This window comes from Hypericibacter sp. (genome assembly GCF_050729195.1).
Taxonomy (GTDB): Bacteria; Pseudomonadota; Alphaproteobacteria; order Dongiales; family Dongiaceae; genus Hypericibacter.
In genome coordinates this window covers 1-11,500 of sequence record NZ_JBOHKS010000160.1, presented here as the reverse complement: position 1 = coordinate 11,500, position 11,500 = coordinate 1, and the positions used below count along the sequence as shown (strand labels likewise).

The window sequence follows — 11,500 nt, the reverse complement described above, 5'->3', positions numbered from 1 at the left end:
CGCCACCGCTCGGTTGATGACCCGACGCGTCGTGAAAAGCTGAAGACATCTGATAATCGATCTCGCCGCAGTTCTTGATGCGGATAGCGTCAGTGACGCCTCGAGCGATGTCTTACGGCTTGTACTTCTCGGGATCGGCCGGGTGCAGGAAGAACTGATCCAGATAGGTCGTCCCGCCCCATTTATCGATCCCGACATTCTGCCACTTGTCGGAATTCTCGTCGCAATTCTCGTCGAGACGAGCCTTCACGTCGTCATAAGTGAACTTCACCGAATTCACCAGGACCGACTGGATCTTCGGGCCCTGGCCCTGAAGCGTCCGCATCATGATGTTCCAGGTCAGCTCGATATCGTCTCCGGGGGGCCAAAGCTGGTAGGACTCCTTGAGATAGTCGGGATTCTTGCGCCAATAGCAGAGCGCGCCGGATTCGCCGCCGATGGTGATCGGCACCATCTTGCGGCCCGACTGCTGCAGAGCGCGCAGCACGCCAAGCTCGGCCGCCGACTGGACGACGATGCCGTCCAACTGGCCCGGATGCGTGGCAAGCCACTTCTGCACTTCGGCCTGGCCGATCTGGTCGGTCCACATGCCGGCCACATCGCCCACGATCTTGACGCCCGGTGCAGCCCCTAGACCCGCTTTCATGCCGCGGTCCTGCGAATCCGATCCGGAGGTGCCGGGAATGCCTTCGACCACCAGGACATTGCCCGTGCCGCCGAGCTGGTCGGTCAGGGCCTTGCCCACCTGGTAACCGCCCAGCTGGTAGTTGTTCGAGGAATTCACGGCGTAGGGCGACGTCAGGTAACCGGTGAAGGAGAAGACCGGCACGCCCTTGTCATAGGCATATTTGACCGACTGATTGAGCGCGGTCGGGTTGGAGCAGCAGACGATGATCGCATCCACGCCCTGATCGACGAGCTGGCGGATCTGCTGGATCTGCACCGCGTCCTTCAAGTTCGATTGGGTGATGATCACGTCCTTGAGCAGCCCCAGCGCCTTCCATTTGGGGATGATCTCGTTCTGGAGACGGTCCATCGCCATGGCGCGCCAGGTGTTGCCGGCATAGGAGCTGGCATAACCGATGGTCCAGGGCGGCGAACGCTTCGCCTTCCAGTCGCGATAGGCACTCGGTCCGATGGGCTGCTGCGGATCCAGCAGGTCCTTGGCGTAAAGGCTCTGCTGAATGTCCTGCGGCAGTTCGTCCAGCCCCTCCGCCATCGCTGCGCCGGACAGGAACAAAGGCGTCAAAGCCAGCAAATAGCTCAGTTTTCGGAATAGCTTCATCTCGTCTTACCTCCCTAGTTTTTCTCGATAGTGGCCGCTTTTTCGCAGCTTCTTTCAGCGGGGCGGTTGGCTTTCGGCCAGCCCGTCGGGCGCTCCCGTTCATTCTATTGAACAGCTATCGGGGGATTGAACTTTTGCACCGAGCCAATGACCCGTCAAGGCTATTCAAGGTGATACAGTTCATGCTGCGGTTGCACAATGACTCATGCTGCAGTTGCACAGCGGGTCATCTCGCAATTGCGAAATCAAGATCGCAGTCAGGCGGGCGATCGAGGTGCGGACGGAAGGCGTGGCATCCCGTCCCACTGCCATCGGCATGCGTTCGAAGATGTTAGAGCAAACGACAGGCGCGTGCCTAGCGATGCTTCGCAAGGCCGACCGACGCAGTCATCATGTTTTCCACCCGCGAGGGGCCGGAGAAGGATGCAGCAGCACCGCAACTATGCAGCTATTGATTGTCGAAAACCCACGCAGAGCGACCTTGCTTGCCGACGAGCGATCACCGGCAGCGACAGATCCGGGCAGATTGACGGGCGGGCCAACATCCGAGGGAGCGGGAGCCAGGGATTCCGTACGAAAGAGAGAGGGTCGCCAGCCTCTCCTTGCAAAGCGGCAAATCGACCCCTATGTTCCTCCGATCGACATTTGGCCGGACTATCGGGCCGTTTCGCCTTGGCTGACCGCTGGGCGCAGGTTCAGATCTTCTCCAAACATCGACGATCCGGGTTGAATGTCGCGCTTGCTGCGCGTTTTCGGCCCAAATGCACCAACGTCAGTCATAAAAGGACAATCCTATGAAGACCGGTACTGTGAAGTTCTACAACACGCAAAAAGGTTTTGGTTTCATTCAGCCGGATGATGGCGGCAAGGACGTGTTCGTCCATGCCACGGCTCTCGAGCGCGCGGGCATGCGCACGCTGAATGAAGGCCAGAAGGTCTCCTTCGACACCCAGGAAGACCGTCGCACCGGCAAGATCGCCGTCGGCACGATCCAGGCTGTCTAAGCCAATCAGACGAGCGGGGCCGCAAGGCCCTGGAAGCCGCCCCCAAAAGGGGCGGCTTTTCTGCTTTTTGCGGGATTGTCCCGCAAGCGCCACGAGACGGCAATCGAGATCGAGGCATAGTCGAGGACGATGAGCGGTTACAAAGACTTAGGATTCAATGAGCGCCTGAGCAGCGCCGCCGATGCGAAGCGCGCCTTGCTGGAAAAGCATAAGGCGCAGCCCCGGCCCGACGACCCCGACGTCGTCGCGCAGCGCGCCGCGCGCCAGGCGCTGGTCGCCGCCCGCGAAACCCGCAATGCCGAGCGCAAGGCGGCGAAAGAGATCGAGGCGAAGCGGCTGGCCGAAGAGAAGGCCATCCGGGAAGCGGCCGAGAAGAAAGAGCGGGCCGAGCGCGCGATCGCGGAAGAAGCCGCACGGGTCGAGCTCCTGGCCCAGCAGAAGATCGCCCGCGACGCCCGTTACGCGGCGCGGAAAGCGCGCCAGCGCTAGGCAAGCGCGCCGGCGCCCCTTGCGCCAGATGGTCGATGACCCCGCAAGGAACCTTCCTTCCGGCTCAGCGGAGGACAGGATGTTCAAGGCCTGGTTCGATCTGACGATGAGAACGACGCAGCTGGCCTTCGAAGCGCAGCGCGTGATCGGTCTGCGCCTGATGAAGATGGCCGCGGGCGGGCCCGCCGCCGAGCGGGAAGCCGAGCGCATGGTCACCGAGAAAGGCGAGGCGCTGGCCGAGGCGGCCACGATCCTCGCGACGGGCGGTTCGCCCGAGGCCGTCGTCCGCCACTATCGGACCCGCGTGCGCGCCAATGAGCGCCGGCTGTCGCGCCCCAAATCCAAACGCGCTCGCAAGACCAAACGATGAGCGGCGAAGCGCTGTTCGGGGCCGACCTCTCGCCCGACGCCGCGATGTTGCTGTGCCAGAGCTGCGGCGCCTGCTGCGCCTACTCGGCCGAATGGCCGCGCTTCTCGCTCGAGAGCGAGGAGGCGCTCGCACTCATCCCGCCCGCCTTGGTCGATGACAGCCGCGGGCGGATGCGCTGCGAGGGCAGTCGCTGCTCGGCGCTGAAGGGCGAGGTCGGGAAGTCAACCGCCTGCTCGATCTATGCGGTTCGCCCCGATGTCTGCCGGACCTGCCAGCCCGGCGACCCGGAATGCCTCGTCGCCCGGCAGCATTATGGTTTGCCAATCTGACTGCGGCGGACGCGCCTATTTCTTCTTGCGCGTCGTCACCCAGGGCGCCGTGCCGGCCGCGAAGCGCTTCGCCAGGAAATCCAGCAGCACCTCGACCCGCGCCGGGCGGATGAAGCTCGGCGGCGTCACCAGATGGAGGGCGATGGACGGCACCGTCCATTCCGGCATCGCCACCTCCAGGCTCCCTGCCGCCAATTCGCGCCAGACCAGGAATTCCGGCTGCAGCGCCAACCCCAGCCCCGCCAGCAGCGAGGGCATCAACACGTCCGCATTGTTCACCCGCAACGGGCTTTCGATGCGCACGGCATATTCGCCCTGCTGCTTATGGAAGAAGCGCCAGGCGTCCTGCGACCGGCCATAGGTGTAGAAGAGCCCGCGATGGCCGGCGAGATCCTTGGGATGCTTCGGCCGCCCATGCTCGCGGAAATAGGCCGGCGCCCCGACCAGCAGGATGCGGACCTCGCAGAGCCGCCGCGCGATCAGCGAGGAATCGACCAGGGTCGCGATGCGCAGGGCCAGATCGAAATTCTCGCTCACAAGGTCGGTCTGCTGATCGCTCAGATTGAGCTCGATCGTGACCTCCGGATAGGCGGCGAAGAAATCCGGCAGGGCCGGCGCCAGATGGGCGATGCCGAAGGACATGGGGGCTGCCATGCGGACCCGGCCGCGCGGCGTCGCCGATTGCGCCCGGAGCTCGGATTCGACCGCCTCGCCCTCCGAGAGGATCAGCTCCGCGCGTTCGAGCGCGGCGCGCCCGCTCTCGGTCAGCGACAGGCGGCGTGAGGTGCGATGAAAGAGGGGCGTCGCCAGACGGCTCTCAAGCCGGCTCACCGCCTTCGAGACGGTGGCTTTGGACAAGCCCAGCTCCTCGGCCGCGCGCGAGAATGAGCCCAGATAGGCCACGCGCGCGAAGATCGCCCAGGCTTCGAAGTCCGGAAGCTTTGACATAAAAAGGGAAACAATCCGTTTCTATATTTTCTATTTTCGTATAACCCGACGGTCGCCATTCTTCAAGCCATGGAAACGCGACCCACCCCTCTCGGGAACCGGTCGCCCGAAGAAACGGACGGACAGACATCATGATCGAACGCAGGACCTTCAAATCGCTGGGCGGTGCGAACCATGGCTGGCTCGACGCCAAGCATCACTTCTCCTTCGCCGACTATCACGACCCGGCGCGCATGGGCTGGGGCGCCTTGCGGGTGTGGAACGACGACACCATCGCGCCCAACACGGGCTTTCCCGCCCACCCGCATGCCGACATGGAAATCGTCACCTATGTCCGCGAGGGTGCCATCACGCATCAGGACAATCAGGGCAACAAGGGCCGCACGGAAGCGGGCGACGTCCAGGTGATGAGCGCCGGGTCCGGCATCCGCCACTCGGAATACAATCTGGAACCGAACCAGACGCGGATCTTCCAGATCTGGATCGTGCCGAACCGGCGCGGCGGCGCGCCGTCCTGGGGCGCCAAGCCCTTTCCCAAGGGCGATCGCTCCGGGCATTTCGTGACGCTCGCCAGCGGATTCGAGAACGACACCGACGCGCTTCCGATCCGCACCGACGCGCGCGTGCTCGGCGCCACGCTCAAGGCCGGCGAGACGGCGGAATATACGCTGGGCAAGAACCGGCATGGCTATCTGGTGCCCGCCAAAGGCGCCGTCGAGGTCAATGGCGTCCGGCTCGAAGCCCGTGACGGCGCGGCGATCCAGGACGAATCGGTCGTCCGCGTGACCGCCGTCGAGGATGCCGAGCTGGTCTTCGTCGACGCCGCCTGATTTCAATAACCGCTTCCGCCCGGCGATTTCCATCGCCGGGCGGCGGCACAAACCTCAACTCAAGAAACCAAGACTCCAACGGAGGACGACCATGCCGATTGCGAAAGCCATACCCGGAAAGACGCTGCTGAACGGACCCGACCACACCCTGATCCTGATCGACCACCAGTCGCAGATGGCCTTCGCCACACGCTCGATCGACGCGACCCTGCTGCGGACCAACGCCGCCCTGGTGGCGCACGCCGCGGCCGAGTTCAAGGTCCCGACCATCCTGACCACCGTCGCCGAAAAGAGCTTCTCCGGCCCCATGTTCGCCGAGATCAAGAACGCGCTTCCCGATATCAATCCGATCGACCGCACCACGATGAACAGCTGGGAAGACAAGAACGTCATCGATCGCGTGAACCAGCTCGGCAAGAGCAAGATCGTGCTGGCGGGTCTCTGGACCGGTGTCTGCATCGTCGGCCCCGCGCTCTCCGCCATCGATCAGGGCTTCGAGGTCTATGTCATCGCCGATGCCTGCGGCGACGTGACTGACGAGGCCCATGCCCAGGCCATGGCGCGCATGATCCAGGCGGGCGCCCGGCCGATGACTTCGCTGCAATATCTGCTCGAGCTGCAGCGCGACTGGGCCCGCTCCGAAACCTACGGCCAGACCACGGCAACGGCCGCGGCCCTGGGTGGCGCCTATGGTCTCGGCATCATCTATGCCAAGACGATGCTGGGCGAGCATGCCAGCGAAGCCGGCACGCATTGAAGGGGTTGCGCCCGCCTGACGGCGGGCGTTTCTCATTTGTCATGAGGCAGACGGGGCAACATCCGATGAAATCCTATGCCATATCGCTCGGGATCGGGCTCATGGTCGGCGTGATCTATGCGCTGCTCAAATTCAAGTCGCCGGCGCCGCCGGTGATCGCCCTGGTCGGCCTGTTCGGCATGCTGGCCGGCGAGCAGCTGGTGCCGCTGGTGACCCAGTTGATCTGGAAACCGGTGCCGGCCGCGTCCGATTCCAGCACGACGAGCCCGCCTGCCAGTTCGGACAAGGCCCCATGAAGGGCCAGCCCCGCCGTCAACTGCTTGCCTCCGCCGCCACCCTCGCGTTGGGCCTCGCCAGCCGATCATTCCGCGCAGAAGGAGCCGCCATGAACCCCGATCTGATCCTGACCAACGGCCGCTTCACCACTCTCGACCGCAGCAACCCCAATCCCGAAGCCGTCGCCATCACCGAGGGCCGCTTCAGCGCCGTCGGCGACGCGCGCGACATCCTGCCGACCGAGGGCCCCAAGACCAAACTCATCGATCTCGGCGGCCGGCGCGCCATTCCGGGATTGATCGACAGCCATATCCACGTCATTCGCGGCGGGCTCAACTACAACATGGAGCTGCGCTGGGACGGCGTCCCGACCTTGGCCGATGCGATGGCGATGCTGAAACGCCAGGCCGAGATCACCCCGCCGCCGCAATGGGTGCGGGTGGTGGGCGGCTTCACCGAGCATCAGTTCGCCGAGAAGCGCCTGCCGACATTGGACGAGATCAACGCGGTCGCCCCCGAGACGCCGGTCTTCATCCTGCATCTCTACGACCGCGCGCTCCTGAACCGCGCGGCCTTGCGCGCCGCCGGCTACGGCAAGGACACGCCCAACCCTCCGGGCGGCGAGATCATCCGCGACGCCTCGGGCGAGCCGACCGGCCTGCTGCTGGCCAAGCCCAACGCCACCATCCTCTACAGCACGCTGGCCAAGGGCCCGAAGCTGCCGCCGGAGATCCAGCTCAATTCGACGCGCCATTTCATGCGCGAGCTCAACCGGCTCGGCGTCACCGGTGCCATCGATGCCGGCGGCGGTTATCAGAACTATCCCGACGATTACCAGATCATCGAGAAGCTCCATGGCGACGGCCAGCTCACCCTGCGCATCGCCTACAACCTCTTCACCCAGAAGGCGGGCGGCGAGGCCGACGACTTCAGCCGCTGGGTCGGCATGACCAAGCCCGGCGCGGGCGACGATACTTATCGCGTCAATGGCGGCGGCGAGATGCTGGTCTTTTCGGCGGCCGACTTCGAGGATTTCCGCCAGCCCCGCCCCGACATGCCGGCGAAGATGGAGGGCGAGCTCGAAAACGTGGTGCGGATCCTGGCGCAGAATCGCTGGCCCTGGCGCCTGCATGCCACCTACAACGAGACCATCGATCGCGCGCTCGACGTGTTCGAGAAGGTCAACAAGGACATTCCCTTCGACGGACTCCACTGGTTCTTCGACCATGCCGAGACCATCACGCCGCGCAATATCGACCGCGTGGCGGCCTTGGGCGGCGGCATCGCCATCCAGGACCGCATGGCCTTCCAGGGTGAATATTTCATCGAGCGCTATGGCACCAAGGCGGCCGAGGCGACGCCGCCGATCGCGAGGATGCTGGCGGCCGGCCTGCCGGTCGGCGCCGGCACCGATGCGACCCGGGTCTCGAGCTACAACCCCTGGGTCTCCCTCGCCTGGCTCGTGACCGGCAAGACCGTCGGCGGCACCTCGCTCTATCCCTCATCGAACCGCATGGACCGTGAGCAGGCCTTGCGGCTCTGGACCGAGGCCAACAGCTGGTTCTCGACCGAGCAGGGCAAGAAGGGCCGCATCGTCGTCGGCGAGCTCGCCGATCTGGCGGTGCTCACGGAGGATTATTTCTCGGTGCCCGAGGACCGGATCGCGCATCTGGCCTCGGTCCTCACCCTGCTTGGCGGCGAGGTGGTGCATGGCGAAGGCGATTTCGGCAAGCTGGCGCCGCCCCTGCCGCCACCGGCCCCCGACTGGTCGCCGGTCAAGCTCTTCGGCGGCTATCAGGATCGCAAGGCGGGACAGCTCGAACGCCGCGCCGCGGCCGCCGCTTGCGGCTGCGCCCAGGGATGCGCGGTGCATGGCCATGACCATGCGAGCGCCTGGGCCCGGTCCGTGCCGGCGAGCGACAGCCGCAGCTTCTGGGGCGCGCTCGGCTGCGGCTGCTGGGCGGTCTGAACGAGGCGGGCCCAATCGACGTCAGGAGGAGAGCGAACGATGGAACCGACCGCATCCGCGAGCCGCGCGGTGCCACCTGCGCTGCCGGCGGTCGCGAGCCCTCGAACGACAGCGGGGCTGCTCGCCTTTACCGCCGGTTTCGTCGACACCTGCGGCTTCATCGCGCTCTTCGCCCTCTTCACGGCGCATGTGACGGGCAACTTCGTGCTGATCGGCGCGGCGCTCGCGGGGCATCATGCGGGCATCATCGGCAAGCTGCTGGCCTTCCCGGTCTTCATTCTCGCCGTCGCCCTCACCCATCTCTTCGTGATTCACCATCGCCGCATCAGCCGGCACACGACCCGCTTCGTGCTGGCGGGCCAGGTCCTGTTCCTGCTGCTGTTCCTGGCGATCGGGGTCGAGGCTGCGCCGTTCGCCGGGGGCGACCAGCCGCTGGCGATCGTCACGGGCATGATGGGCGTCATCGCCATGGCGATCCAGAACGCCGCGTCGCGAACGGTCTTCGCAAGCCTCGCGCCCACCACGGTCATGACCGGCAATGTGACCCAGATCGTCATCGACCTGGTCGATATCGCCCATCCCCATGCCGAACGGGCCGAGGCCCTCGCCCGGCTGCGTAAGATGACACTGCCCGTGGCGACCTTTACGCTGGGGGCGCTGGCCGGCGCGCTGGGCTACCGCTTCGCCGGCTTCGGCTGCCTCGTCATCCCGGTCCTGACGACGGCCGCCGTGCTCTGGGAACAGGCGCCGGCGCGAGCGGCCGCGACGCGATGAGGAGAGACCATGCCCACCCATGAGGCCCGCACCGTCAGCATCTCGATCGAGCGCGACTGGCGCGAGGTCTATGAATACGCCTCGGTCCCGCAGAACTTCGCCCGCTGGGCTTCCGGCCTCGGATCGGGTCTCGAGCGCTCGGGCGAGGATTGGACCGCGCAGGGTCCGGAAGGGCCGATCCGGATCCGCTTCTCGCCGCCGAACGAGTTCGGCGTGCTCGACCATGTCGTGACCCTGGCGCCGGGCGTCGAGATCCTTATTCCCTTGCGCGTCACCGCCAATGGCAGCGGCAGCGAGGTCGCGCTGACCTTGTTCCGGCTGCCGGGCATGACCGCGGAGAAGTTCGCGGCCGATGCCGATTGGGTGCAGCGCGATCTGGAAAAGCTCAGGGCGCTGCTCGAGACCCAACGGAAACCCACCGGGCCGACTTAGGGAGGCATCATCATGGCTCAATCAGGCCGCGACCGCCGCATCGACTATATCGAGTTCAATGTCGCCGATATCGCGCGCGCGCAGCGATTCTATGGCAAGGCCTTCGGCTGGAGCTTCAAGGATTACGGCCCGAGCTATTGCGAGTTCGGCGACGGCCGGATGACCGGCGGTTTCACCACAGGCGGCAGCGTCAAGCCGGGAGGGCCTTTGGTCATTCTCTATGCCGACGATCTTGCCGAGACACAGCGGCGCCTCGAGGAAGCCGGCGCACGGATCGTCAAACCCGCCTTCGACTTCCCGGGAGGCCGGCGCTTTCACTTCCAGGACCCCGACGGCTACGAGCTTGCCGTCTGGTCCGAGCGCTAGCCGCCATCCACTTTCGGCATCGAATCAGGCCGACAGCGCCGCTGTGGAGCGTCGTGGATGATTCTCGCAGGACTGGCAAACGGCTGGTCTTCCTATTCGGCCATGCCGGTAACGCGGACTATGTTATTTCCTGCTCAAAGCGCGTCAGTCATCGGTTCGCCGCGAGGGGCCGAGTAGACGAGGTTGTGGCGAAGCAGGAGATCGAGCGAACCTACGACGTCGACGTCCGCGAGATGAGTTGGGTGGGACACCGCGGCGACGGGCGCTAGGTGGTGCTTGTCGAACTCTGCGATGCTCTAAAGGGAATTGAGAGCTCGAGATAGGGCGGTGGTTACACCGCGCCTCACTTCGCGAGGGCAACGCGCTGCATAAACTGCGATGCATCCGCAGAAGGATTCAGTCACGAACAAATGGGAATGCCTGTCCGGTCGCTGCCTTGCTATTGGCTCCTTTACTCGTTATTCTACAGGTAAATTGTGGCGTTTAACGATGCAACTATCGCAAGGTCAGGGGCAATCATGTCTGCACGCTGCACCGGCCAGCGCTCTGCGGCAGCGCTATTATGCTTCGTTGTGTTGGCGCTTGGCCTGCTTGCAGCGCAATCCGCGGCCGCCGAGGACGTCAAGATCGGCGTTATTCTCAGCAGCACGGGGCGGGCCGCTTTTTTGGCGCCGCCCATTGCCGATGCCGTGAAACTGGCGGTCGATGAAATCAACGCCGAGGGCGGCATTCTCAACGGCCGGCAGCTTCAGGCGATTCTTGGCGACTCGAAGAGCACGGCCGACGATTCGGTCGCGGCCGCAACCAAGCTCGTCCAGGACGACAAGGTCGCCGCCATCGTCGGGCCGCTCACCAGCCTTACCACGCTCGCCGCCGCGGAGAAGGTCACCATTCCGAATGGTGTTCTGCTGATCTCCCCCAGCGCGACCGCGCCGATGCTGACCAGCATGGAAGACAAGGATTTCGTCTTCCGCGTGGCGCCAAGCGATGCCAACGAGGGCTGGGTGATGGCCACGCTCCTCTATCATGAAGGCCTCAGGAAAGTGGCGGTGACATACATCACTGGCGCCTACGGAAGCGGAATCAACGACACGTTCCGCAACAATTTCGAGAATTACAAAGGCACCATTACGGTCGCACTGGCACACGAGGCTAACAAGGTCAGCTATGATCACGAGCTGCGGCTGCTCACGAAGCACGATCCAGAGGCTTTGGTACTGATCGACTTTGCGAGCAGCGGTGGCATCACGGTCATCAAGGAAGCTCTGGACAAGGGCTATTTCAAGCAGATCATCGGGACCGATGCTCTGATGGACCCTGCTTTGATCAAGGAGGTTGGCGCCGACCGCCTCAAGGCCATCTCCTTCGTCGCTCCGACGATCGACCACACCAGACCGGCAGCGCAGACGTTCGAAAAGCTCTACGCGGCCGCCTACCAGACGACCGAGGGCAAGCTCTATATCGCCCAGGCCTATGATGCCGTGATGATGACGGCGCTCGCCATCGAGAAGGCCGGCACGACCGACCGCACCAAGATCCGTGACGCGCTGCGCCAGATCTGCTGCGGCCCCGGCGAGGTAGTCGGGCCCGGCGACTGGGCCAAGGCCAAGGCCGACATCGCCGCCGGCAAGAAGATCAACTACGAGGGGGCCAGCGGGAACTGCGACTTCG

At 64.5% G+C, this 11,500-nt stretch carries 14 protein-coding genes; 12 read left to right on the top strand and 2 right to left on the bottom strand.

Features of this window, described 5'->3' with window-relative positions:
* Positions 1-112: 112 nt before the first annotated feature.
* Positions 113-1,285: an ABC transporter substrate-binding protein gene (locus ACREE8_RS12430; protein WP_431573318.1), complete on the bottom strand. Its 1,173-nt coding sequence runs from the start codon at positions 1,283-1,285 to the stop codon at positions 113-115.
* 794 nt (positions 1,286-2,079) lie between these two features.
* On the opposite strand from ACREE8_RS12430, the gene ACREE8_RS12425 reads away from it, so the two are divergent.
* The 4 genes from ACREE8_RS12425 to ACREE8_RS12410 all read left to right on the top strand — a co-directional run bounded on the left by ACREE8_RS12425 (position 2,080) and on the right by ACREE8_RS12410 (position 3,477).
* The gene (locus tag ACREE8_RS12425) at positions 2,080-2,289 is read left to right on the top strand and encodes a cold-shock protein (protein WP_151175742.1); all 210 of its coding nucleotides are present in this window, start codon (positions 2,080-2,082) and stop codon (positions 2,287-2,289) included.
* A gap of 129 nt (positions 2,290-2,418) precedes the next feature.
* Entirely contained in the window at positions 2,419-2,778 is a 360-nt protein-coding gene (locus tag ACREE8_RS12420) for a DUF6481 family protein (RefSeq protein ID WP_431573317.1), read from the top strand.
* Positions 2,779-2,806: 28 nt separating this feature from the next.
* Positions 2,807-3,148 (top strand): hypothetical protein, encoded by a 342-nt coding sequence (locus tag ACREE8_RS12415; protein WP_431573319.1) that lies wholly within the window; start codon positions 2,807-2,809, stop codon positions 3,146-3,148.
* Positions 3,145-3,477, top strand: a complete 333-nt coding sequence (locus ACREE8_RS12410; RefSeq protein ID WP_431573316.1) for a YkgJ family cysteine cluster protein — start codon at positions 3,145-3,147, stop codon at positions 3,475-3,477. Before ACREE8_RS12415 ends, ACREE8_RS12410 begins: the two co-directional genes overlap by 4 nt.
* A 15-nt stretch (positions 3,478-3,492) precedes the next feature.
* Here ACREE8_RS12410 and ACREE8_RS12405 read toward each other — a convergent pair whose 3' ends face one another.
* Complete coding sequence (locus ACREE8_RS12405; protein WP_431573315.1) at positions 3,493-4,425, bottom strand: LysR family transcriptional regulator; 933 nt, start codon at positions 4,423-4,425, stop codon at positions 3,493-3,495.
* 131 nt (positions 4,426-4,556) lie between these two features.
* Here ACREE8_RS12405 and ACREE8_RS12400 point away from each other — a divergent pair, with 131 nt between their 5' ends.
* The 8 genes from ACREE8_RS12400 to ACREE8_RS12365 form a co-directional block, all read left to right on the top strand.
* Positions 4,557-5,255: a pirin family protein gene (locus ACREE8_RS12400; protein WP_431573314.1), complete on the top strand. Its 699-nt coding sequence runs from the start codon at positions 4,557-4,559 to the stop codon at positions 5,253-5,255.
* 91 nt (positions 5,256-5,346) lie between these two features.
* Entirely contained in the window at positions 5,347-6,012 is a 666-nt protein-coding gene (locus ACREE8_RS12395; protein WP_431573313.1) for a hydrolase, read from the top strand.
* A 65-nt stretch (positions 6,013-6,077) separates the two neighbouring features.
* Positions 6,078-6,308, top strand: coding sequence for a DUF1427 family protein (locus ACREE8_RS12390; protein ID WP_431573312.1), 231 nt, complete (start codon positions 6,078-6,080; stop codon positions 6,306-6,308).
* Positions 6,309-6,397: 89 nt separating this feature from the next.
* Positions 6,398-8,257 carry an amidohydrolase gene (locus ACREE8_RS12385; protein WP_431573311.1) on the top strand — a complete coding sequence of 620 codons (1,860 nt, stop codon included), beginning with the start codon at positions 6,398-6,400 and terminating at the stop codon, positions 8,255-8,257.
* A 39-nt stretch (positions 8,258-8,296) separates the two neighbouring features.
* Positions 8,297-9,031, top strand: coding sequence for a YoaK family protein (locus ACREE8_RS12380; protein ID WP_431573310.1), 735 nt, complete (start codon positions 8,297-8,299; stop codon positions 9,029-9,031).
* A gap of 9 nt (positions 9,032-9,040) precedes the next feature.
* Positions 9,041-9,463 carry a hypothetical protein gene (locus ACREE8_RS12375; RefSeq protein ID WP_431573309.1) on the top strand — a complete coding sequence of 141 codons (423 nt, stop codon included), beginning with the start codon at positions 9,041-9,043 and terminating at the stop codon, positions 9,461-9,463.
* Positions 9,464-9,475: 12 nt separating this feature from the next.
* Positions 9,476-9,829, top strand: coding sequence for a VOC family protein (locus ACREE8_RS12370; RefSeq protein ID WP_431573308.1), 354 nt, complete (start codon positions 9,476-9,478; stop codon positions 9,827-9,829).
* Positions 9,830-10,347: 518 nt separating this feature from the next.
* A partial coding sequence (locus ACREE8_RS12365) for an ABC transporter substrate-binding protein (RefSeq protein WP_431573307.1) occupies positions 10,348-11,500 on the top strand: 1,153 nt, incomplete at its 3' end.